15 protein-coding genes are annotated in these 24,362 nt (G+C 66.9%); 4 read left to right on the forward strand and 11 right to left on the reverse strand.

The features are described 5' to 3' along the window. Positions 1-3: 3 nt before the first annotated feature. Positions 4-885, reverse strand: coding sequence for a ribose-phosphate pyrophosphokinase (locus VCS63_RS18705; protein WP_323880679.1), 882 nt, complete (start codon positions 883-885; stop codon positions 4-6). A gap of 287 nt (positions 886-1,172) precedes the next feature. On the opposite strand from VCS63_RS18705, the gene VCS63_RS18710 reads away from it, so the two are divergent. Next, positions 1,173-7,346: an autotransporter outer membrane beta-barrel domain-containing protein gene (locus tag VCS63_RS18710; RefSeq protein ID WP_323880681.1), complete on the forward strand. Its 6,174-nt coding sequence runs from the start codon at positions 1,173-1,175 to the stop codon at positions 7,344-7,346. A gap of 16 nt (positions 7,347-7,362) precedes the next feature. Here the strand turns inward: VCS63_RS18710 and VCS63_RS18715 are convergent, their stop codons facing one another. The 6 genes from VCS63_RS18715 to VCS63_RS18740 all read right to left on the reverse strand — a co-directional run bounded on the left by VCS63_RS18715 (position 7,363) and on the right by VCS63_RS18740 (position 15,565). Continuing rightward, entirely contained in the window at positions 7,363-8,940 is a 1,578-nt protein-coding gene (locus tag VCS63_RS18715) for a serine hydrolase (RefSeq protein WP_323880683.1), read from the reverse strand. 7 nt (positions 8,941-8,947) lie between these two features. Continuing rightward, positions 8,948-10,120, reverse strand: a complete 1,173-nt coding sequence (locus VCS63_RS18720) for a hypothetical protein (protein WP_232033800.1) — start codon at positions 10,118-10,120, stop codon at positions 8,948-8,950. Then, positions 10,117-11,262: a D-alanyl-D-alanine-carboxypeptidase/endopeptidase AmpH gene (gene ampH, locus VCS63_RS18725; protein ID WP_112966208.1), complete on the reverse strand. Its 1,146-nt coding sequence runs from the start codon at positions 11,260-11,262 to the stop codon at positions 10,117-10,119. The genes VCS63_RS18720 and ampH overlap by 4 nt, the downstream gene beginning before the upstream one ends. Positions 11,263-11,413: 151 nt before the next feature. Continuing rightward, positions 11,414-12,352 carry a GAF domain-containing DNA-binding protein gene (locus VCS63_RS18730; protein ID WP_323880684.1) on the reverse strand — a complete coding sequence of 313 codons (939 nt, stop codon included), beginning with the start codon at positions 12,350-12,352 and terminating at the stop codon, positions 11,414-11,416. A gap of 83 nt (positions 12,353-12,435) precedes the next feature. Beyond that, a complete protein-coding gene (locus VCS63_RS18735) occupies positions 12,436-14,517 on the reverse strand; it encodes a PIG-L family deacetylase (RefSeq protein WP_063962262.1) in 2,082 nt (693 codons plus the stop codon). A gap of 124 nt (positions 14,518-14,641) precedes the next feature. Beyond that, on the reverse strand, positions 14,642-15,565 hold the full coding sequence (locus tag VCS63_RS18740) for a LysR substrate-binding domain-containing protein (RefSeq protein WP_323880685.1): 924 nt from the start codon (positions 15,563-15,565) through the stop codon (positions 14,642-14,644). Between the two features lie 115 nt (positions 15,566-15,680). Between VCS63_RS18740 and trpB the strand changes: the two genes are divergently transcribed. The 3 genes from trpB (at position 15,681) to VCS63_RS18755 (ending at position 21,516) form a co-directional block, all read left to right on the forward strand. Next, the gene (gene trpB, locus VCS63_RS18745; RefSeq protein WP_323880686.1) at positions 15,681-16,889 is read left to right on the forward strand and encodes a tryptophan synthase subunit beta; all 1,209 of its coding nucleotides are present in this window, start codon (positions 15,681-15,683) and stop codon (positions 16,887-16,889) included. After that, on the forward strand, positions 16,886-17,671 hold the full coding sequence (gene trpA / locus VCS63_RS18750) for a tryptophan synthase subunit alpha (protein ID WP_063640161.1): 786 nt from the start codon (positions 16,886-16,888) through the stop codon (positions 17,669-17,671). Before trpB ends, trpA begins: the two co-directional genes overlap by 4 nt. Positions 17,672-17,799: 128 nt before the next feature. Further along, positions 17,800-21,516, forward strand: coding sequence for an ATP-binding protein (locus VCS63_RS18755; RefSeq protein WP_323880687.1), 3,717 nt, complete (start codon positions 17,800-17,802; stop codon positions 21,514-21,516). Between the two features lie 28 nt (positions 21,517-21,544). Here VCS63_RS18755 and VCS63_RS18760 read toward each other — a convergent pair whose 3' ends face one another. The 4 genes from VCS63_RS18760 to VCS63_RS18775 form a co-directional block, all read right to left on the reverse strand. Continuing rightward, positions 21,545-22,090: a hypothetical protein gene (locus VCS63_RS18760; protein WP_063962257.1), complete on the reverse strand. Its 546-nt coding sequence runs from the start codon at positions 22,088-22,090 to the stop codon at positions 21,545-21,547. Positions 22,091-22,247: 157 nt separating this feature from the next. After that, the gene (locus VCS63_RS18765) at positions 22,248-22,463 is read right to left on the reverse strand and encodes a hypothetical protein (RefSeq protein ID WP_042794975.1); all 216 of its coding nucleotides are present in this window, start codon (positions 22,461-22,463) and stop codon (positions 22,248-22,250) included. Further along, entirely contained in the window at positions 22,460-23,047 is a 588-nt protein-coding gene (locus VCS63_RS18770; RefSeq protein WP_323880689.1) for an ATP-binding protein, read from the reverse strand. The genes VCS63_RS18765 and VCS63_RS18770 overlap by 4 nt, the downstream gene beginning before the upstream one ends. Beyond that, positions 23,044-24,222, reverse strand: coding sequence for a phage tail sheath family protein (locus VCS63_RS18775; RefSeq protein ID WP_323880691.1), 1,179 nt, complete (start codon positions 24,220-24,222; stop codon positions 23,044-23,046). The genes VCS63_RS18770 and VCS63_RS18775 overlap by 4 nt, the downstream gene beginning before the upstream one ends. Positions 24,223-24,362: the final 140 nt, after the last annotated feature.

A 24,362-nucleotide genomic window follows, 5' to 3' on the forward strand; every position in this document is an offset into this window, starting at 1 on the left:
TGGTCAATCGCGCAAATCGCGCAAGAGCGCGTTGGCCAGCAGCGGCGCGAGTTCGATGCGGTTGCTGGGATGAGGCACGGCGTCAGTGGAAACGACGCGTTCAAAGCAGTCGGATACCTGGGACCACGCATCCTCGGCGAACAGGGCATGCACCACCACGCATTGCGGCGGCCTCATGCCGGCGAGTTTTCCGGCCGCCACGACGAGGGTGCGGCCGGACGAGGCAATATCGTCCACCAGGACCGGCGTGCGATCCTGCCAGGCCGAGAGGTCGGGGACCTCGATGTCGACCTGCCGGTCGCCCTGCCGGGTCTTGCGCAGCACCACGTGCGGCGCGCCGATGCGCTCGGCGATGGAGCCGGCCCATTGCTCGCTTTCTTCGTCCGGTCCGATGATCAGTGGCAATTGCACGTTGGCCGCGATCCAGCTGGCCAGGCGCGGGGCGGCGTGCAGTGTGGTGGTGGGTATGGTGTACAGCGCAGACAGCGTGGGGTGGCGATGCAGATGCGGGTCGACGGTGAGCAAGCGGTCGAAGGTCGAGGACACCAGGCGGGCAAACGACAGCGAACTGATGCTTTCGCCTTCCTGGAATCGCTTGTCCTGGCGCATGTAGGCCAGATAGGGCGCAATCAGGTTGACCTGAGTCGCGCCCAGCTCGCGCGCGGTGTCGGCCGCGTACACGAGGCTCAGGAAGCGCGGGTCTGGACGGGCGAGCGTGCAGACGATGTCGACCGCGCGTCCGCGCGGATCGCCATGCAGGCGCACGTAGCTTTCACCGTCGGGGAATTGGCGGGTTTCCACGGCGCCGAGTTCGCCTTGGCACAGGGCGGCAAGGCGCTTGGCGAATCCTTCATTGCCGGGCAGCGGGAGGATAAGTCTTTGCATGTATGCCGGGTCCGCCTGATCGAGGTAAGGGAAACCGAAGAGGCCGGGAAGCCCCGCGCAGCGCTGAGGGGCTGCTGCATTCTGATTATGGCGCAGGGGCGGCGGCCCGCGGTGGCGCTCGCCGGTCAAACCTTGATGTAACTCAAAGGTTTGTAGCGGCACGGGATCCGGGGCCGCGGGCGTCGGCTACTCATCAGACGGAATGGTTGATTCGTCATCTTGGGCTTGTACCGCGGGCGGCGAACGGCGAATTTCTCAATCTGCCCATTTCTGCTGCAACTGCCGCCATGAATTCCGCGCAAGACTTTCCGACGCCCGGCCGCAACGGTCTGCGGCTTACCTGGCTGGCGTTGTTGTTGCAGGCAGGACTTTCCACGGTGTACGTCTTCGGCCGGCCGGCATCGGCGCAGACGGCGCCGCTGGCCTATCAGTTGCGCGGCGCCGACGGCACATGCTGTTCCAGTGGCGGCCATCCCAATAACGGCCACGACGGGCAATGGGGACAGCGCGACTTCGTGCAGACGGACAGCAACCAGCGCATCAGCGCCGGCGCGCCGGGCCAGACCGGCATCCTGATCGACGTCAGCGGCGGTAACGGGGGTAACGGCAGGGACGCAAACGAAAACCACTGGGGCGGCAATGGCGGCGGCGGGCGGATCATCGACTACACCCTGGCAGCCAGCACGGTCTATGCCGCGGGCCGCGGCATAGACCTGTATTCGACCGGAGGCAACGGCGGCCTGTGGGGCAATGCGGACGGGCCTAATGGCGGCTACGGCATCGGCGGCGACGGGCATCAGGCCCGTGCCACGCTGAACAATGTGACGGTATCGGGCACGGGCTTCGGCATCGCCGTCCAGTCCTGGGGCGGGGCGGGAACGGACAGCGCCATCGCCGATGGCTTCAGCGGGGCGTACACATCCGGCCATGGCGGTGGCGCCGGCCTGGCGGCCGTGATCCTGCAAGGCACGACATCGGTGACCGCGCGCGGACCGGGGCCGGGCGACGTCAGCGCGGGGGTCGGCCTGATCTCGTCGGGCGGAAACGGCGGCGCGGCTGAACACACGGGGGACTTCGGCGGGCACAGCGATGCCGGGCGTGGCGGCGATGCCTCGGCGGTCACGTTCACGTCATCGGCGGGCGTGTCCGTCGCTGGCCACGGCGATGGGGTGCATGGCGTGATCGCCCGCTCCCTCGGCGGCAATGCGTCAACCGCCAACGGCACCGACACCAAGGCGGCTGCGGGAGGCAACGCCGGCCAGGTCACCATCAACAACGGCGGCGCGATCCTGGCCGATGGCAATCGCGGAATTGGTATCTATGCGCTGACCCAGGGCGGCAATGGCGGCAACGGCGGCAATGGCTCGTGGTCGGGGGGCCACGATGGAGGCGCGGGCGGATCGCCAGGCGCCATCACGATCACGAACACGGGCTCGATCACGGTCGGCACGAATGACACCGTGGGCGCGAAGGGCATCGTGGCCAGCGTCCTGGGCGGAGAGGGTGGTCCCGGCGGCGCCAGCGGCGCATTCGGAACGGGAGGCAATGGCGGCGCGGGCGCCGTCGCGGGGCAAGCGATCACCATCACCAATGCAGGCGCCATCAGCACCTATGGCAACGACGCCGCCGCCGTCATCGCGAATAGCGCGGGTGGCGGCGGCGGGCTGGCGTCCTCGAGCAACGGGATCATCGCCGTGGGCGGAGGGCACGGCGGAACGGGCGGCGCCGGCGGAGGCATCGCCATGTCGAACAGCGGCGGCATCGACACCTCGGGCGACAACAGCGCCGCCGTGCTGCTGCAAAGCATCGGCGGCGGCGGCGGGGTGGGCGGCGACGCGAACAGCACCGGCGTCATCGCGTCGGTGGCCATCGGCGGCTCTGGAGGGGCGGCGGGCAACGGCGGCCTGATCCAGTTTTCCTCACAAGGAAAAATCCTGACCCGGGGCGGCAATGCCTCCGGCGTGGTGTTGCAAAGCATCGGCGGCGGGGGAGGCAGCGGCGGCTCGGCCAATGCGGTGGGGGTGGGCGTGGGACTCAACGTGGCGCTGGCGACCGGCGGCAAGGGCGGTAGCGGCGGCTCCGGCAACACGGTGTTGTTTACGCAGGCCAGGCAGGGCGTCATTACGACGCAGGGCGCGCACAGCAATGGCGTGCTGGCCCAAAGCATAGGCGGAGGCGGCGGCAGCGGCGGCTTGGCAAACTCCCGCGTCGTCACGATTGCGCCGCAACTGGGCGACAACCCGAGCGGGGCGGTCACGCTGGCGGTTTCCAACGGCGGCGCGGGCCAAGGGGCTGGCGATGGCGGCACGATCCTGGTTATGAACCAGGGGGGAATCCATACCTTGGACGCGCACAGCAATGGCGTGCTGGTCCAGAGCATCGGCGGAGGCGGCGGCAATGGCGGCGGCGTGTTGGCGCCCGTCAAGACGCCAGTCATCGGCAATTCGCTGATCAATCTGCAATTGACCGTCCAGCATGGCGGGCAGGGAGGCCCAGGCGGCAGCGGCGGCCCCGTGCAAGCCGGAAACGACGTTACCGGCATCATCGCGACGGCGGGCGTCGGAGCGGCCGGGATCGTCGCGCAAAGCATAGGCGGGGGCGGCGGCAACGGCGGCATAGTCCAGATGCATGACGCCAGCTCATTCAATGACATCCTGGGCGCGCCAGGTAACCTGGCCGGCTTGTTGACGAAGGCAGCCGATTGGCTGGAGAAGGGGCCGCAACTCGCGTTCAGCAAGGCCGTCAGCCTGTCCGTCGGCGTGACGACCGGCGGCAACGGCGGGGCGGGGAATGCGGCCAGCGCCTTCAGTGTGCGCAATGACGGCGCCATTGCCACGGCGGGCGATCACGCGCCCGGCATTCTTGCGCAGAGCGTGGGCGGCGGGGGCGGCAACGCCGGGGCGATCGATTCCGCGGGGGCGTCCACGCTGTTGTCCAGCATCGATGCGTTGATCAAGGCGGCCGAATCGGGCGTGCAGGATCTGTTTACCGTGGCGCTGCCGCAAACGAACATTACGCATCAGACCGGCGGCAACGGCGGCGCGGCGGGCACCGGTGGCGGCACCGCCTCCGATCCGGCGATCGTCACAAACACCGGAACGATCGCGACGCAGGGCAATGGTTCGGCCGGCATCGTCGCCCAAAGCATAGGCGGAGGCGGCGGCAGAAGCGCTGCCAGCGGCCAGGATCTGCAGGCGGCAGTGTCGGCCGGCGCGGGGGGCCAGGCGCCCGCGATCATCGACGGGATCACGCGCATCATCAATATTCTGGGGACGAAGGGCGGGTCTCTGCTGGGCGGGCTCATCAATGTGCGCAACGGCGGCCTGGCGGGAGCCAGCGGCGCGGGCGGCGCGGTCACAGTCGATGCCAGCGCCTCGACCAGCCGGGTCACGACGCAGGGCAGTCAAGCGCCTGGGATCCTTGCACAGAGCGTCGGCGGAGGTGGCGGCATATCGATGGTCGACCAGCCTCTGTTCCTGTGGAGCCAGGCCTCATCGACGCTAGCCCTGGGCGCCGCGGGAGATCCGGGGCAGGGCATGAAGACGAGCGCGGGAGGCGCGGCAAGCGTGGTCCACGGGGGGACGCTCGCGACCGGTGGGAATGGTTCGGCGGGGATCCTGGCGCAGAGCGTGGGCGGAGGCGGGGGCGTCAGCGCCTTGGCCATGCGCAATGCGAGCGTCGCCGCCATTGCGCAGACCGCCACCCTCTCCATCAACGTGGGCGGCGACTATCCGTCAGACAGCTACAGTGGATTCAGCGCGAGCCAGTTGTCCGCCGGTTCCGTAAATGCGGCCAACAACCTCGGCCGCATCGTGACGCAAGGCGTGTATGCGCCGGGGATACTCGCGCAAAGCGTGGGCGGTGGCGGCGGCGTGGCCGCAGTGTCGTCCAACGTGATCCTCAGCGGCGTAGATATCCGGCTGGGCAGCACCGCGACCGATGCGGGAGGCCCGTTTGCCAGCAACGTGAACGGTGCAGGCGGCAATGTCACGGTTACGAACACGGGCGGCAGCATCGCCACGAGTGGCGCGCTGTCGTTCGGCGTGCTGGCGCAAAGTGTCGGCGGGGGCGGTGGGCTTGTCACGATAGACAACGGTGCCGGACCCGCCGCGAACGCGGCGAGCATCAGGTTCGGTTCGAGCGCGCCAATGGCAGGCCCCGCAGGGACCGTTACGGTGACTCAGGACGTGGGCGGCAGCATCGTCACGGCCGGCACGAATTCGCATGCCATCGTCGCGCAAAGCGTGGGCGGCGGAGGGGGCATCGCAGGCTTGGCGACGCAAGCAGGCCTGGTGGCCTTGCAATCCGTTGCTTCCCCCGCGCAAGGGGGCGACGGCAACACCGTCAATGTGTCCGTCGCGGGCCGGGTGGCGACCTCGGGCCGGGGGGCTGCCGGCATATTGGCGCAGAGCGTGGGCGGGGGCGGCGGATTGGCGGGCGACCAGTCTTTCTCGCAATCCTCGGCCGGCCTCGTACAGAATGCCGGCCTCACCGGCGGCAAGGGCAACGGCGGCGCGGTTAACGTGACCGTCGGCACGGGAGGAACGGTCCAGACCTCAGGCTCGAACGCGCCCGCGATCCTGGCAATGAGCGTGGGCGGAGGCGGCGTGTTCAAGGATGGCGTCCTCTACCAATACAGCACCCCGGGCAATGATCCGGCTTACGGCGGGCCGATAAGCATAGACATCGGCCATGCGGCACAGGTGATCGCCTCCGGCGGAAGTTCGCCGGCCGTGGTCGCGCTGAGCAACGGCGCCTATGGGGGCGGCCGGGCCATTTCGGTCAACCTGGGTCAGAACGCGCTGGTCAGCGCCGACAGCACCTCTGGAACAGGCATCCTGGCGGTGACGCCTTTTGCTGGCACCACCATCACCAACGCCGGCGTCATTCAGGCGAAGACGGCGATCGACGTGGCCGGCGCTGCCGTCGTCAATAACAACGGGATCGTGGCGGGCGATGTGCTGATGGGTCCCGGCAGCACCTTCAACAACAACCCGGGCGCCGCGCTATACAGCGGCGCGCGATTCCAGGGCGACCTGGCCAGCGCCGGCATCCTGAACCCCGGCGGCCCGGGTGTGTTCACGGCCACGCGCATCACGGGCACGTTGAACCACACGGGGACCTACCGGCCGGACCTGGATTTTGGCGGCCACAACAGCGACTTCATTTCGGTCTCGGGTCCATCGACCCTGGCCGGCACCGTCAGGCCGGTATTGCGCAATCCCGTAAAGAATGTGTGGCTGGGCATCGGCCATTTCGACGCCGAACAGAACAGCACGCCCGCGACCGCAAGCGATAGCCCCTTGTTCCAATACACGCTCAAGAACAACGGGGGGGCGGGCTTGCGCGATCCCTTGATTTCCGTCGACGCCGACTTTACTCCCGCCGCGTTCCCGCTCAACGCCGATCGCGCGAGGATCGCGAATTCGCTGCAGGCGCTGTGGGACCAGGGAAAAAAGAGCGATGCGTCCACCTTCGACAAATTCACGGGAATCCAGAGCGCGGAGCAGTACCGCGATGCGTTGAACGGCATTGCCCATGATGGCCAGTTTGCCCGCGCTGCCAACCAGATGCACGCGTCCTACGCATCGTTGAACCGGATGATGAGTTGTCCGACGTTCGTCGGTGAAAGCACGATCCTGCGCGAAGGCGATTGCGTCTGGACGCGGCTGGACACCAACTGGACGCAGCGCAAGTCCACGTCGGACGACGAGGGCTACCGCGTCCGCCAAAGCACGCTCACGCTGGGCGCACAACGGGAAATCGCCACCAACTGGTTCCTGGGCGGGTCGCTGAGCTACGCCTACGGCAAGACCACCTCGGCCTCGGACCTTTCGGGCAATAGCGACACCTACGCGGGCGGCCTGGCCTTGAAGTACAACAATGCGCCGTGGCAGGTATCCGTTGCCGTCCACGGCGGCGTGGAGAAAAGCAGGATGTCGCGCGGCACGCTGGATGGCGTGGCCAAAAGCAAGCCGGAATCTTCCTTTCTTGCCGCCCGGCTGCGCACCGCCTACGAATTCAGTCAGCCCTCGTGGTACCTGCGTCCGTACGTGGATTTCGATGTAAACCATGTCCGGCAGGAAGGCTATGGCGAACAGGGGGCTGGAGCCTTCAACCTGAAGGTGCGCGGAAACGACACGACCTCGTTCATGGCCACGCCCATGATAGAGCTGGGTGGACGCAAGGATCTTGCCAACGGCGCGACTTTGCGGTCATACGTAGCGGGCGGCATGAGCTTTCTCAGCGGGGGCGACGTGGTCACCACCATGCAGCTCAATGGTCCAGGCGCGGTGCCTTTCACGCTGCGGTCCGGCATGCCGAAGACCTACGGCAATCTGTCGGCGGGGCTGGAATACGTGACCCGCAAGGGCGTGGAGGTCAAGACAGAGTACGGCCTGCGCGGCAACGGCCAATACCGCGACCAGTCCCTGACCCTGCGGGCCGCCTATCGCTTCTGATAGGCGGCCCCGCAGACTACTTGCGGGTCCAGCGTCCCAGGCCGTTGTCGCCGTAGAACTTGATGTCGAAGTCCTGGACCTGCCCTTGGCTCCTGCCGAAGGAGAGGGACGCCAGGGACGCGACCAGCTCGGCTTCGCCCGCCGGCGAGAAGGCGAAAGTGTCGCCGTCCCAGTGCCGCATGGGGAAGCGCATGCCTTTCGGACCCAATACCAGCGTCAGGGCGCCGTTGGCCTCCTGGATCTCGGCGGGGCCGTAATAGGGATTGTCGAAGCGCCCCGTGTATTGCGACAGCGCTTGCGGCGCCGCGGGCCTGGCAGGATCGGCCTGACCGGACAGATCAGCCTGGGGCTCGAAGAATGCCTTCATGGCGCCGTTGTAGGCGGCAAACCAGTCGCGCGTGGGCTTGCCGTACAGCGCAGTGTCGATGAACGAGGCAGCGACGGATTCCGCCGCGCCCACCGGCGCGCCATTGGTCAGCACCACGATGCCGATGCCGGCGGACGGCACGATCCTGAAGGTAGTGCCTGTTCCCATCAGGAAGGCGCCGGAATGCCCCATGGAAGGACGCCCTCCCAGCTCCGTGTTGACGTTGAAGCCATAGCCATAAAAGCCCGAGCGCGAGTCCAGGTCGTGCGCGCGGGCGCTGAATGCCTGGGGAGAGAGCGCGGGCAGCAGGGCGGCAGGGGAGATCATGGCCTTGCCTTGGTACTGTCCGTCCGCCAGCAACAGCTTCAGCCATTCCGCCAGGTCGACGACCGTGGAGGACACGCCGCCCGCGGGCGCTTGCTGATCCGCATCGCGCTGGCCCGCCGGCACGAACCGACCGTTCTGATAGGCGTGCAGCACGGCGCGGTTGGTGTGAGCTTCGAAGTCGCGGTAGCGGTAGCTGGTGGATTTCATGCCCAGCGGCTTGAAGAGTTGCTCGTCGGCAAGCGCTTCCCAGGGGCGTCCGGCGGCCTTGGCGACTGCCTCCGCGCCTATGGTGGTGCTGAAGTTGGCGTAGTGGTAAGAGGTGCGGAATGCGTCCAGCGGCAGCAGGCGCAGACGGGCGAGGACCTCGTTGCGGCTGAAGCCCAGGTCTTCAAGATCGTCGCCGGCGGTGCCCGGCAAGCCGGAGCGGTGGGCAAAGTAGTCGCCGATGGTGGCGTGTTCTGACACATAGGCATTGCCGAGCTTGAAGTCCGGCAAGTAACGCGATACGGGATCGTCCCAGGCGACCTTGCCTTGGGACACTTCGATGGCCGCGACTGTCGCCGAGAGCGATTTTGAGATCGAGGCGATCTGGAACACGGTGTGCGCATCCACGGGCGCCTGTTTGCCCACTTCCCGCGTGCCGTAGCCCTGCGTCAGCACGGTCTTGCCATCGATGACCACCGCGACCGCCATCCCCGGGACGTGGCTGCGTTTCATGATTTCCGCGACGACGCGCGGTAGTTCCTGCACCGCGCGTTCCTTGCTTCCGGCAGGAATGGCCACCGCGTCGGCGGGCGGGTTGGGGGCGTTGGCGATGGTCACCGGCTGTGACCAGGCTGGCGTAGCGCCGCCCAGTGCAAGAACGAATACCCCGGCAATGAGCGTGTGTCTGCTGTTCATGATGGCCTCAGAATCCTGCTTGATAAGCGATGCGAAAAACGCCCTGGTTGATGCGCAAGGTTTGGTCGCGTTGATGCGTGACTCCTGCCTGCACGATGAAACCAATGGGAGTGACGTAAGTGACCGCGCCTGAAATGCCCCAATCCGTATCGTCCTGCAAGCCGTATCGGGCCAGCTCCTGGCCGTTGCCGGACAGCTTGCGCACGGCCGCCGTGGCGGTCAACTGCCAGCGGTCGCGCGACAGCGATAGGGAGGTGACGCCGTTGCCGTTGGACACGGGCGCTCCGCGAAAGGCGCTGGAATAGGTGGCCTCGTTGAACCAGCTCAGGTTCCAGGCGCGGCCCACGGGCGCGTCGTAGCGCAGGCGCGCCGACACCGTGTTGGCGCTTTTTCCCTGCTGGGGATCCAGGTGCAGCCGGCCGGCATCCAGCCCGCCAGACAGGCCCTCCAGCCCTGGCAGGTCGCGGAAATCATAGGAAAGAATGAAGGACTTCAGCTGGTCGCTGAACATCGGGGGTTGATCGGGCCCGATGAGGCCCCCGTCCAGGCTCAGCCGATGGTTCATGGCGGTGTTGTCGCGCTTGAACAGAATGGCGGCCACGGAATGCGTTCCGCTGCCAGAAGTGCCCAGGGTGTAGCGACCGCCCAGCCCGATCGAGCCGCGGAACTCGGAGTTTTCGTTAAAGCCTGTGTACAAGCCGTCGACCACATGCCAGGCGTCGCCGAAGCCCAGGTCCATCTTGCCGCCATATAGCGCGTAGTTGTCCGCGGTGTAGGCGGCGAACAGATTGTCCAGGTCCACGCCCAGGTCGGAGAAGGCATTGTCCTTGGTGTCGTTGGTGGACGAATTGAAGGTCGCCTTGGTGCGGATGGAAAACTGCCGCGTCAGCTGCAGGACCAGGGCGGCTTCCGCGGTGGGCTGGACGCTGCTCCAGTGCGAGCGCGGGAGCTGGCCGTTATCGTCCTGCACGCCGAAGAACCCGGTGTAGCCGGTCATCAGCAGGAACCGGCCGTTTAACTGCGGATAGGTTTCGCCGCCGTCGCCCAGTTCGCTGTAGGGGGTCAGGAAAATCTCCGTCTTGAAGATATCCCGGGCTTCCTGCGCGCCGGCACCCTGGGCAGCCACGCTCAACAGCGCTGCCGCCGCGGCTTTGCGCAGCGTCCGACAAAATCTTTTCACCGCGCCAGCTCTGCCGCCAATTCGCGCACCTGGGAATGGATATTGCCGAACATGGCGAAGTTCACGCGGCTGGCGACGACGAATACGCCCAGCCCCCGGTTGGGCGACAGGACCGCGTAGGACATGAAGCCGCCCAGGCCGCCGCTTTTGCCCAGCAGCAAGGGGGTGCCGTTGCGCGGCAGGGTCACGACCCAGCCCAGCCCCATGCCGTCGGCATCGGTGACCTCGGTGCCCACGACGGATTTCAGCCCGTCATAAGGCAGCCACAAGGTGTGGGCCAGCAAGGCTGCCTCCCTGGCCTGCCTGGCGCCGTCCAGATGCCAGCGCATCCAGCGCACCATGTCATCGGCGGTGGAGTAGATGCCGGCGCTGGCGTACATCACGTCGGGGACTGGGGCGTTGGGATCCGGTTTGTCGAACGGGTCCAGCCCGGTCATCAAGCGCTTTTTCTGAGCATCCGACAGCGCATTGGTGGTGTCGGCCATGCCGGCCGGCTTCAGGACTTCGTCCGCGAGCACCGTCGAATAATCCGCGCCGCCGGCCTTGGCCAGCGCATCGCCCAGCAGCCCGAACCCCAGGTTCGAGTACAGCGTGGTGGTGCCGGGCACATAAGCCGGCTTGTGGCTACCGATCCATTTCCAGTAATAGGCGCGATCGAACGCCGCGAACGGGTTGTCGGACGGCTTAGCATCGGGATTGGGCAGTTCGCGGGGCAGGCCGGCGGAATGCGTGGCCAGGTCCAGCAGCGTCAACGGGCGGCCGTTGCTTTCCACCTTGGCGTTCTCCGGCGCATATTTCGCCAGGGGATCGGTCAGCCTGAGCTTGTTTTTGGCCGCCAGCGCCGCCAGCACGTCGCCCGCAAATACTTTCGAAACGGAAGCGATCCGGAAAATGGATCGTCCGTCGGGCTCGACGCCGCTGCCGGGCGCGGTTTCGCCATAACCCTGGACCACCACGTCATCGCCGCGCACCGCAGCGATGATCAACCCAGGCGCGCCTGAATTCAGATACAGCTGCATGCCTGCCATGGAGACGGCATCCTGCAAGGCAAGGTCGGTCGCCCGCGCCTGGCTTGCGCCCAGGGCGCAGGCGGCGCTCAGCGCCAGTATGGTGAGGCGCGACAGGATGCGGGACGTCGGCATGCGGTTCTCCAGGTAGCTTGAGGAACGGGGATTTCCTCCGCATGCGCGATGATCCCAAAAACTCGATGCGCGGCCACTTCTCCAAGGACGAAACAACATGCCGGCATGACGAATTGCATATTGACGGGGCGTCGTGGCCGGCGGGCTGGATTCAGATACCCATGCGTTCGCGCAGCGGCTTGCGGTATGACCGGGACACTGGCCAGGTTTCGTCCACCGCTCGCATCCTGATCAGCCACTTGTCCACGCTTCTGCGGTCCACGTCCATGACATGCAGCGCGTTTGCAATGGCGGTCCGGTGCACCCGGAAGAAGGTCTTCTCCGGCAACAGGGTCGACCATATGCCGAGCGCACGGGAGTCCAGCACCATGGATCCGTCTTCAAGCCAGATTTCGCTGTAGTTTCCCGCGGAGCGCACCCCCACGATGGTTTCGGGCAGCACACCGCGGACCACGCCGCGCATGCTCAGATAGATCACCGAGGCGGCGCTGTCATGGCGCGGCCGGTGGGGATCGCGGCCGTTTCCGTACTTGGCTTGTCCGATCAGGTTGGCGCATTGGAACAGGGCGCCGACTTCGCCGGCAGACCAGTTGCGGTGCCGGACGGTGGTGTCGAAACCGATGATGCCGTAGAGCTTTCCGTCATGGAAAACCGGCACGCTCAGCACGCTTTTGTTTCCCTGGCGCTGGAACTCGACCTGGATCGCGCGCGCGGTGCGGGGCAGGTCGTTGACATCATGTATGGCAACCGCCTGGCCCTTCATCATGAACTTGTGCAGCCAGGCGATCAGCGTAGTCGGCACGTCCTGGAGTTCGGCGACGAAAGGCTCGGTCTGGCCCCGGCACCATTCGTGGGTATTGCGCAGGCGCAGCATGTCCGGGCGGTATTCGATCATCCAGGACCGGTCCACGTCGGAGGTCTCGCCCATGTACGCCAGCTGTTCCGATATGGCGTCGTCGGCCGGCAGCTTGAGCAGGCTCATCGCGCAGTGGTAAAGCCAGTCCGATGCGGGACTGGGTTCGAGCACGGTGGCGGCGTGTGTCTGGTACTGGCCAGCATCCTTCACTTGCGGTTCCCCCTGCGGCGACATGGCGCTTCATGCACGCTCGGGCTGGACCGCGCGGCTAGGCGGAATTTTCTCTCCGGTAACGAAGGATGACAAGACCAAACGGATTATCGGACCGTCGTGGGGGTTGCTGCCTGTGAAGCCTGGGTCGGCATGCGTCCCACGCTGAGCGCGCCCGGATCGTCCGCGGACGGCCGGACCACGGCCGCATTGTTGGCGTTGTTGGCGCCGAGCTTGGGCAGGTCCACGGGGCGGGCGGCCACTGCCTCGAAGGGGCCGCCGCCGGCGGACGGCACGCCTTCCAGCGTCAGGCCGCGGGTCCAGTTGCCTTCGTGGCGCGACAGTACTTCGTAGCGCTGCGGGCCGCCGGTGGCGCGGGCCACAATGTAAAGCGTGCCATTGACCAGATTGATCGCAGGCGGCGATGCGGCTTCGGCGTCCAGTTTGGCCGGCCTGCCGTGCTCCACCAGCCAGAGCTGTCCTCCGGCGCGTTCCAGCAGCGCGACCATGACATTGCCCGTGGCGTCGGCGCTGATGGCGGGGCGGCCGATGTAGGGCACGCCCATGTCGGTCGGCGCGCTCCAGTCCATATTGAGGTCGGTGGTATCGCCGGTTTCCATCAGGCGGGTCAGATGGTTGTTGCCGCGCTGCCGGAAGTACAGTTCGACGCGGTTTTCGTGGTTGCGGATCGCTGCCAGCCCGCCGGCGGCCTGGGGGGCGGGCACGCGGCGCCAGTCCTGCCATTCGGGAAGCTGGCCTTTGGCCGCCGGCAACTGGCGGGTGTAGTGGAGTTCGCCGTTCCCCGTGACGGCGAAGATGACGTAGCGTCCGTCACCGCCCAGCGCAGCAGCCGGGGAGCCGGTCACGCCTTCAAGCGGCGGCAGGTCCTGCCAGGTGCTCCAGCTGCCGTCGACGCCGGACGGCGTGATCCAGTGCAGCAGCCCGTCGTAGCCCAGCGCCACGGCGGCGGCTTCGCCACGCGGCGCCACGGCGGGTATCTGGGTCACGCGCAGGCCGCCCAGGGCCTGCCAGCCTTGCCAGGTGCCGTCGTGGCGTTGTTTGTTGGCCCATACGCCGCCCAGCGGGTCGCGAGCCATCAGCCCGGCCGTGCCGTCCGCATGCGTGAACGAGACCAGGGGGCCGCTGGTGCGGCCGCCCAGGCTTTGCCAGCGGCGCTGGCCGGCATCCCAGCGGTTGACGGCGCCGTTGGTCTCGCCGGCCGCAAACACCACCAGGCCGCCGCGCCCGTCCGGGTAGAGCTGCGGCGCAATGTCCTGGCGCGATACGTAATAGGCGCGCTGCACCCAGGCGGCCGCCGGGCCGGCGGGTTCCTTGCAACCGGTGGGGCCCGCGCAATAGTGATAGTCGTTCCAGGCATAGTGCTGGAAGATCAGCGACTTGTTGGCGATCTCGGCTTCGGTCAGGTTGGTGGCGCGTTCCTGGCTGGGGTAGTCGACATAGCCCATCTCGGCGTAGTTGCCGGGCGCGCGCAACATGGCCTCGCGCGCCAGCCGCGCGCTGGCGATGTGGTCGGGATGCCCGTGACCGGCGCAGCGCCAGCACAATTGCGTGTAGGGGACGGCGATCGTGTCGTCGAGGTGGCGCACCGTGGTCGGGGCATACTGGCGGATCAGGTCGGCCAGCGTGTCGATCAGCTGCTCGCGCGTATAGGACTCGGCATAAGGGCCGAGTGTGTCGACGTTCTGTCCGGGTTCGGATTCGGTGCGGCTCAGCGGCGTCAGGCTGCCCCAGCCCTTGCCCAGCCAGGGGTCCTTCAGGCGCATGTGCCAAAGCTGCACGCGCGGGTTGCCCTTCAGGGTGAAGCGCGCGATGCGGCGTCCGCCCGCCGTGCCGGCGTCTTCCTTCCATTCATCGGGCTGGTGCGCCATATAGGCATAGGCCGCGCGCACGCCGCGCTCGCGTCCCAGCATGTAGCCGTCGCCTTCGCCGGCATCGCTGGCAGTCAGATACACCAGGCGCACGCAACCGCCCGCCTCGATGTTGGAAGCGATGTCGGGGTTCATGAACAGCAGGTCGTCGTCCAGATGGGCAACGAAAGCCAGATCCTTGATGCCGTGGCATTGCGCCAGCGTTGGCGGCGCGGCGAACGCATGGGCGTAGAGGAGGGTGGCGAAGGCACAAAATAGCGCCCGGCCAACGGGGCGCAGCATGGACGACAAGACGGACATAACGGGGCGCAGCAGAAAAGGCGCGGCGCGTAAAGGGTATTGAGTTAAGTCCAGTATAGCGGCGGGGGATTGCAATAAATGGGGGCGGTAGAGGCCCCGCCTGCGGCGCGGTCGGCCCCTGGCGCTAGCGGCCCTGCGTGGCCGCGGCCTTATCGCCCTGGTACGGGCTGAGATCCAGCCCGGCGCTGGCCAGCAGCCAGTCGCGCAAGCGCTCGTGCGCGCCATCGGGCCGCGCCGCATCCTTGCGCAGGCACAGGCTGAATGCCGCGCCGCTTTCTACGAAGCCCAAGGGGGCGGCCAGCCTGCCGCGATGCAGCTCGGACTCCACCAGCACCGCGGGCGCGATGGCCATGCCCAGGCCGGCGGCGGCGGCTTCCAGCATGTGGCCCAGATGGTCGAATTCGCGCCCCGGCTGTCGCGGGGCCAGCGCGATGCCCTGGAGCGCTGCCCAATCCTTCCAGGCGTCGGGCCGTGAACTGGTGTGCAGCAGCGGCGCGTCCAGCACATCGGCAGGGCTGCGGATACGCGCAGCCAGGGCCGGCGTGCAGACCGGGCCTATCGTCTCGGCGAAAAGCGGAGTCACATCCCACGTTTGCGGCCATGTGCGTCCGGCCAGGATCAGGGCGTCCACGCGCTGCGTGTTCAGCAAGGCGGGATCCGCCGCCGTCTGCAGCCTGACGCGGATGGCCGGATGCAGGGCTTCGAAACGTTCGAGCCTCGGGATCAGCCAATTGGAGAGAAAACTGGCCGGTGCTCCCACCGTCAGTTCCGCCGGCTGCGTGCTGCGCTTGAGTTCGTCGCACCGTCGCTCCAGCAGATCGAAGGCATCGTGGGCCGCCTGTTGCAGCCTCAAGCCGGCCGCCGTCAGCTGGACGCGTGCGGCGCGGCGCTCGAAAAGCGCGCAGCCCAGCCATTCTTCCAATTGCCGGATCTGCTGGCTGACAGCGCTGTGGGTCACGCACAGTTCCTTCGCCGCCAGCGTGAAACTCGCTTGGCGGGCCGCGCTATCGAAGAATCGCAGGGCATTGAGGGAGGGTAGGCGTCTCATGAAATCTGTTAGTTCAACTTACATTGATGATTAATAAATCATTGATTCAAATAAATTTTCCATGAAGATAGCATAAGGAAAAATCCTTACTACCTGTTCATGGAACCTTAGCCCCATGCCATCCTCCATCCATCCGGCCGCGCCCGACAGCCATGGCCAATTCGGCCCCTACGGCGGGCGCTACATGCCCGAAACGCTGGTCCCCGCCTTGGACGAGCTTGAACGCGAGTTCAAGGCAGCGCTGGCCGACGAGGACTTCTGGCATAGCTATCGCGGCATGCTGGCCGACTATGTGGGCCGGCCGAGCCCGCTGTTCCTGGCTCGCGGCGTGTCAGAGGAGCTTGGGGGCGCGCAGGTATATCTGAAGCGCGAAGACCTGAACCATACCGGCGCGCATAAGATCAACAACTGCCTGGGGCAGATCCTGCTGGCTCGCCGCATGGGCAAGCGCCGCATCATCGCCGAGACGGGCGCGGGACAGCATGGCGTGGCGACGGCGACGGTCTGCGCCTTGTTCGGCCTGGAGTGCGTGGTGTACATGGGCGCCGAAGACATGGCGCGCCAGTCTGTCAACGTGCGGCGCATGCATATGCTGGGCGCCGAGGTGCGCGCCGTGCATGCCGGCACCGCCACGCTGAAGGACGCGATGAACGAGGCGCTGCGCGATTGGATCGCGAATCCCGCAGCTACCTACTACCTGTTGGGCACGGGGGCTGGCCCACACCCCTATCCTTGGCTGGTGCGCGAATTCCAGAAGGTCATCGGCGCGGAGACGCGCCAGCAGATCGCCGCCAAGACCGGCCGTATGCCCGACGCCATGGTGGCCTGCGTGGGCGGCGGCTCCAACGCGATGGGGTTCTTCTATCCCTTCCTTGAACTGGCGGACGTGCGCCTGTACGGCGTCGAAGCCGGCGGTCTGGGCCTGGCCAGCGGGGCGCACGCCGCCAGCATCAGCGCGGGCCACGAAGGCGTGCTGCACGGCTGCCGCAGCTATTACCTGCAGGATGACGACGGCCAGATCGTGAACGCGCATTCGATTTCGGCCGGACTCGACTATCCCGGCGTCGGCCCCGAACACGCCCTGTTGCATGACCGTGGGCGCGTGGACTATGTGTCCGTCACGGACGCGGAAGCCGTGGCGGCCTTTCATTGGCTGACGCGCAGGGAGGGCATCTTGCCCGCGCTGGAAAGCGCGCATGCGTTGGCCTATATGCGCAAGCTGGCGCCGCAGATGGCGCGCAACGAGATTCTTGTCGTGTGCCTCAGCGGACGCGGCGACAAGGACATGGACACGGTTACGCAATTTGGCGAGGTGGCGGCATGACTCGGTTGGACCAAACCCTTGCGGCGCTGCGCCAATCCGGACGCAGCGGCCTGGTCACTTATTTTGCCGCGGGCGATCCCGATCCAGGCGCCTGCCTGGAACTGCTGCGCGGTTTGCGCGCGGCGGGCGCCGACATGATCGAACTCGGCATGCCGTTCAGCGATCCGGTCGCCGACGGCCCCGTCCTGCAGCAGGCAAACGTGCGCGCGTTGGCGGGCGGCCAGACCTTGAAGCGCACGCTGGCCCTGGTGCGCGAGTTTCGCGAGACGGACGCGCACACGCCGGTGGTGCTGATGGGCTATCTAAACCCCATTCTGCGTCATGGCGTGGCGTCCTTCATCGAAGACGCCGCCGCCGCGGGTGTGGACGGCCTGATCATCATCGATCTGCCCATCGAGCATGCCGGCGATATCGCCCGGGAAGCGCGCGCGCACGGCATCCATCTCATCCGCATGTCCGCGCCGACTTCCGAGGATGCCCGGCTGGCCGCATTGCTGCACGACGCCAGCGGTTTTGTTTATCACATCATGCTGGCCGGGACGACGGGCGCGGATCTGCCGGACGAGCGCCGCATCGCGCAGGACCTGGATCGCTTGCGCTCGCACACCCGGCTGCCCCTGGCCGCCGGGTTTGGCGTGCGCTCGCCCGACGAAGCCCGGCTTGTCGCCCGATACGCCGATCTGGTGGTTGTCGGTTCACGGCTGGCGCAGGTGTTGGCCGAACGCGGCGTGGCTGGCGCACTGGAAGAAGTAAGGGGGCTGGCGGCCGCGCTGCGGCATTGAGGCAACTCGTTACTTCAGTTGCGACTTGCCTCGAATCGCCTTTCCGCCGTGGGATATCATCAAGTGGCCGCGCCTCTCCGGGAGTCGCGCATGCGCGACCACCTCTGTTCCACAAAATAGGAAAGGCCGTGACATCCGAGTCAAGTCTGGAATTCTTGCCCGAGCGCGGAGAAATGGCGCAGCGGCTGCGCGAACTGGACTGGAGCAAGACCCCGCTGGGCGAGCCCGGCACCTGGCCGCAGAACCTGCGCACGGCGCTGAGCCTGTGCCTGAGTTCGCGCTTCCCCATCCTGATCTGGTGGGGAGCGGACTTCCGTATCCTCTACAACGACGCCTACATCCCCTTTCTGGGCGCCAACAAGCACCCGGCCGCGCTGATGCAGCCAGGGCAGGTCTGCTGGAGCGAAATCTGGGGCTCCATCGGCCCCATGCTGGAAGGGGTATACCAGAGCGGCCAGGCAACGTGGTCGCACGACGCGCAGTATTTTTTCGATCGTGATCTCCCGCGCGAAGAAGTCTATGTCACGTTTACTTATGGTCCCATCCTGGCCGCGGACGGCGTAACGGTGGAGGGCGTGTTCTGCCCCTGTACCGAAACAACTGAAAAGATCGTCAGCGCAAGACGGCTGGAAATACTGCGCAAGCTTGGCGCGCAGCCTCTGCGCGCGCACGGCCTCAAGGCGCCTGCCGAAGGCCTGTGCGCGGTGATGTCGGAGAGCCGGATGGACGTGCCGTTCTGCCTCATCTACCGCTGCGGCGATGGCGGGACGGAATTGCTCGCGTCCACGGGCGTGGACGCTCCGGCGGCGATGGCGCCCGCAGCCTGGCCGCTGGACGCGGTGGCGCAGGCGGCCCTGCCGCAGACCATCGCGCTGGCGCCGCTGGGGCTTGCACTGCCCGGCGGCCCCTGGGACGATCCGGCACAGTGGGCACGCGTGGTGCCCATGCGCTGGACCGCTGACGGATCCGTGTCGGGCATCATGGTGTTGGGCGTGAGCTCGCGGCGTCCGCTGGACGACGCCTACCGCGATTTTCTCGATCTGGTCGCGCACCACGCCGCCAGCACGATCGCCAACGCTGCGGCCTATGAGCAGGAGAGCCGGCGGGCCGAGGCCCTGGCAGAGCTGGACCAGGCCAAGACGACTTTTTTTTCCAATGTCAGCCACGAATTCCGCACGCCCTTGACCTTGATCCTGGGGCCGCTGGAACAGGCGCTGGGCGAACAGGGCGGGCAACTGGACCGGGGTGCGTTGCAGATGCTGCATCGCAATGCGCTGCGGCTGCAGAAGCTGGTCAATTCCCTGCTCGACTTTTCGCGTATCGAGGGGGGCGCCATCGCGGCGCGCGCAAGTCCCACCGATCTGGTCCGTGCAACGATGGAACATGCCAGCGCGTTCCGTTCCATGATCGAGGCTGCCGGACTGACGCTGCGCGTGCAGTGTGACGAACTGCGGGATGCGGTGTGGCTGGATCGCGACCTGTACGAAAAAATCCTGCTGAACCTGCTGTCCAACGCGTTCAAGTACACCCTGCAAGGTTCCATCGAGGTCATCCTGTCCGATCGCGGTTCCAGTGTGGCGCTGTCGGTGCGCGACACCGGCATCGGCATTGCGAGCGAGGAGCTGCCCAGGATTTTTGAACGCTTCCATCGCGTCGAAAGCGCGGCCGCAAGAACCCACGAAGGCACGGGGATAGGATTGGCGCTGGTCCGCGAGCTGGTCACGCTGCTGGGCGGTTCGATTTCCGTCGAAAGCCAGCCAGGCGTGGGCAGCATATTCACCGTTACGCTGCCCAAGGGCGGCAAGTCCATGACGCCGCCCGTGGCGGCGTCGTTGGCGGCAACGACGGCGGGCGCAGGCGCGCCCTATCTGCAGGAAGCGGCGCGCTGGACGGCAGCGCCCGCGGAGGCGCCGCCGTCCAGCGCGGCAGAAAGCGGACGGCCAGTCGTGCTGTGCGCGGATGACAACGCCGATATGCGCGATTACCTACACGGCCTGCTGTCGTCCAAGTATGCGCTGCGGCTTGCGGGCGACGGCGCATCCGCGCTGCGGAGCGCGCGCCAGGAACCGCCCGACCTGGTGATTTCCGACGTGATGATGCCGGGCATGGACGGGCTGAGCCTGTTGCAGGCCCTGCGCAGTGACGAGCGCACGCGCGCGATTCCGGTGATCCTGCTGTCGGCGCGCGCCGGCGAAGAGGCCCGCGTGGAAGGCATGCAGGCGGGCGCCGACGACTATCTGATCAAGCCCTTTGCCGCGCGCGAGCTGCAGGCGCGCGTCGATGCGCACTTGCGCCTTGCGATGCTGCGGCGTCAGGCCTATGCGGCGCTCAGGGCCAACGAACGGCGGCTCAGGGCGATTATCGATCAGTTGCCTGTGGGCGTGGGCGTCTGCGACGCCAGCGGCGAGTGGATACTGGCCAATGCGCTCATGGAACGCTGCGCGCCTCATGCCGTGCCCTCGGCGCGTCCCGAACTGGCCGCGCGCTGGAGCGGCTGGGACGAACACGGCGACCCCGTGCCGCCCGAGAACTGGCCCGGCAAGCGCGCACTGCGCGGCGAAATGGTGATGCCGGGCACGGAAATGCAGTACCTGGCCGAGGATGGGCAGGAACGCTGGATGCGCGTCAGCGCCGCACCCTTGCGCACCGAGAACGGCGAGCTGGTCGGCGCGTGCACCGTCGTGCAGGACATTACCGAGTTGATGCGCGCGGAACGGGAACTGCGCCTCGCGCACCGCCGCAAGGACGAATTCCTGGCCATGCTGGCGCACGAACTGCGCAATCCGCTTGCACCGCTGCACAACGGCTTGCACATGCTGCGGCTCTCCGGCGCCGGCGATGAGCGGACACGCCGTGTTCACGATATGTTGGCTCGCCAGGTCAGCCACATGGCGCGCCTGGTGGACGACCTGCTGGATATCTCCCGGATCACCAAGGGCAAGATCCTGCTGCGCAAGGCTCCGGTGGATCTGGGCGAAGTGCTGCGCCATGCCCTGGAGGCCAGCCGGGAATCGGTCGAGGCCGAGGGGCACACACTGCGCGTCGATCTGCCCGAAGAGCCATTGATGGTAGAGGCCGATGCCGTGCGGCTGGCGCAGGTGGTTTCCAATCTATTGAACAATGCCGTCAAGTACACCGATCGGGGCGGAGAGATTTGCATCCGCGCCAGCCGGGAGGCCGACGGCAATCTGCTCATGTCGGTGCGGGACAACGGCCGTGGCATTCCCGCCGACATGCTGGCCTCGGTGTTCGAGCCTTTCACGCAAGTCGATCGCGTGCAGGGAGAAGGCGGATTGGGCCTCGGCCTGACGTTGGTCCGCCGCCTGGTCGAGCTGCATGGGGGCGGGGTGGAGGCACGCAGCCCGGGCCCGGGCGCCGGGTCTGAATTCCTGGTGCATTTGCCGGCCATGGGCGCGGCTGCGGCGACACTGCCACGCACGGTCCAGGCGTCGCCAGCCCGCTCGCTGGGCCGCATCCTCGTGGTCGATGACAGTCCCGACTCGGGAGACACCACCGCCATGGTGCTGCAAGCGCTGGGCGCCGACGTCCGCAGCGTGGGCGACGGACCTGCCGCGTTGGCCATGCTGGACGGTTTCAGGCCCGATGTCATGCTGGTGGATATCGGCATGCCGGGCATGGACGGCTACGAGGTCGCGCGCCGGGTGCGGGCCGGCCCGCTGGCCGCCGACATTGTGCTGATTGCCATGACGGGATGGGGGCAGGAGGAAGACCTGCGCCGGTCACGCGATGCAGGCTTCGATCACCATTTGGTCAAGCCCATGGATTTCGACCGACTGGAAAGCCTGTTGAACGACCTGCCGCGCAGACGCGCCGAAGCGGGTTGAGGGCCGGCCGTGATGGCACATTGGGACGTTATTGCATCGCCGATTGCGGAGTGTTGCCGCCGGACGCGCCGCGGCCGCCCGGCCTGCCATAGAACAAGCGCGCGCACAGGAAGGCGCTCACCGCGCCGGGCGCGGCGCCCACGGTCAGGGGGAAGCCCAGTTCCTCCTGCCATGGTCTGTTGTGGGAAATGAAACCGAGCAGGAAAACGAAGCCATAGACGGCGCCGACCAGCGCCATCCCGGCGCATGCGCGCCAGGACGGATGCGCCGGCCGCAGCGCGCCGGCCACGACCCCGCACAGCAATGCGGGTACAAAGCCGAAAATGTAGAACCAGGGCAAGGCGTAGACCAGCATGAGCAGGGTCTCGGGATCACGGGTTGCGGCGGTCAGGCCCATGACCACGCCTGCGCCGCCGATTGGAGGCGCGGCCACGCCGTAGAGCGCGCCGCCCGCGACCAGATCGCTGCCGAGGCGCCGGCCGGCTGTGTCCATCGCGCGCTGCCGCTTCCTGCGGTAGGCGATGGCGGCGAAAACGCCTGATAGCAGAATGCCGGCCGAGATGTATGGGGTCATCGCGTTTTGCAGGATGTGGGCGGGAATGGCAGCGCCAGCTGCCCCTGGAGGAGCAAGCCGGCGCAACAGGCCTGATGATACCGTGGCGGCCGGGCGGGCTTGTCCGCGCGCGCGGCGCCCGTAGCGGTCGCAGGGTCATCCTGCAGCGGCGCAGCACTCAAGTCTTGCCGTTGTCGGCGCGGGCGTCAGAGCCCGTGGCATTGTCGCCGAGGGCGCTTGCCAGCGCGGCATCGGCCTCGCCCGCCTCGCGTTGCTCCTCCGTGCGCCGCATCAGCCGCCTGCTAACCATGGCAGCGACGAAGGCATTGCGCTGGGCCGCGTCGTAGCCAGGGTGGCTGAGCTCGCGGACATACTCATTGATGACGGGTTTCATGGATGTTCTCTCAGCTTGGTGCCAGGCAAGGGCCGGGCATGTGGGGTTGCTTCGGCGCGGACCGCTTGCAGCAGGCGCGTCATGGTGACTTCGGCGCCGGGGGCGGCGGCCGGGAATGCGCGGCGCCAGATGCGCGCGCGGGGATCCGGCGCGGCAGCCGGAAACACGACAACAAGGCGTAGCCGCCGCAGGAACGTGCTGTCCACGTTGGACTTCGGGCCCGCGGCCCCGGACGCCTGGCCGAGGTACGGTGCTATGGGTTGGAGCAGGTAGCTGACCTCGATGTTTGCGTAGCGGTCATGGCTGTCCCTGACGTTCGTGCGTTTGCCGAAGAGTGCGTCGGCTTCGTCAAACAGCAAGATGGCGCCGCCTTGCTCCACGGACTCGAACAGGCGGTTCAGGTTCTTTTCGGTTTCCCCGATGTACTTGCCGATGATGCGAGAAAGGTCGACGCGATGCAGCGTCAGCCCGGTTTCGCGCGCCAGCGCCTCGGCGCCTGCGGATGCCTGTACCAGTGCGTGGGAACGGCTCTCGCTACCGGTGTCCCACAGCGCCAGAATCCGCGGTTCGGCGGGCACGTTCATGGCTGCGGTCCTTCAGTCTGTCCCGCTCGTTGCTGCACGCGGATGACGACGAACTCGGCCGGCCTGAGCGGGGCAAAGCCCACCAGGATGTTGACGACGCCATTATCGATGTCATGTTGCGTGGTGGTCTCCGCGTCGCACTTGACCAGATAGGCGTCGCGCGGCGTGCCGCCCAGGAACGCGCCCTGGCGGAACAATGCGTTCATGAAGGCGCCGACGTTCAGCCTGATCTGCGCCCAGAGCGGTTCGTCATTGGGTTCGAAGGCGGCCCACCGCGTGCCGCGATAGAGCGATTCTTCCAGATGGAGCGCCAGGCGGCGCACTGGCACGTACTTGTATTCCGAAGCGAAGTGGTCCATGCCTTGCAGGGTCCGCGCACCCCAGCAGACCGTGCCGCGTCCGGGGAACGTGCGTAGGCAATTGACACCCAGCGTATTCAGGTTGCGGCTCTCGTCGTCGCTGACCGTGACGGCCAGGGACAGCACCCCGGCAAGACTGGCGTCAATGCCGGCCGGCGCTTTCCAGACGCCGCGATTGCCATCGGTGCGCGCGTACAGGCCGGCGATTGCGCCGCAGGGCGGCGTCAATCGGCGCTGGCCGATGCGCAGGGGATCGGTCGCCTGAATCCAGGGGAAATATGCGGCGGCCTGATCGGACCTGGGTAGCGCCGAACCCATGACGGCGGTGGCCATGGCGGCGGCGTCGGCCGCCTGTGGCGGTGCATCGATGATCATGAAGGCGCGCCGCTTCTTGCAGTAGGACACGGCATCGGCAAGCACGCCGGCGTGCGTGATGCCAGGCAGGCATAGCAGGTTGAAGGGATGGGCTTCGTCCAGTGCATGGAGGCCCAGGCGCTGCGCAGGTTGGCCGATGAAGGCCGCGTGCGCGTCCTGTGCGCCGTTCAGCCCAGGCGGGGCCACGCGCACCACGCAGGCCTCGGCGCCGCCGTTGAGGAAAAACTGGAGCACCGCATAGCCGAGGTCACAATCCTCGGCCAGCCCGCCGAACTCGCGTTCGTAGCTGGCAAAATCCAGGATCCGGACCGGTCGGTTGAGCGGTCCGCGCATGGCCGTGCCCAGGAATGCGGCTACCGACGTGGGCACGCCGGCAATAGTCTGCGCGCCAGTGGGCGTTTCCTGGATATACACCCCGGGATGATTCAGGGCAGGCGCCATGAACTGCTCCTTTCCACGGCTACTAGGCGACGTGTGCTTGCAGCAGGAGAGTCTTCGAGAGACGGCCAGAGCGCCTCGGGCAAGGGTCCGGGCGTAGGCGCAACGCGCGGGAGTGCCGGCGTGTGGCGGGCGTTGCGCCG

This window comes from Achromobacter sp. D10, from assembly GCF_035282245.1.
Classification (GTDB): Bacteria; Pseudomonadota; Gammaproteobacteria; order Burkholderiales; family Burkholderiaceae_B; genus Achromobacter; species Achromobacter insolitus.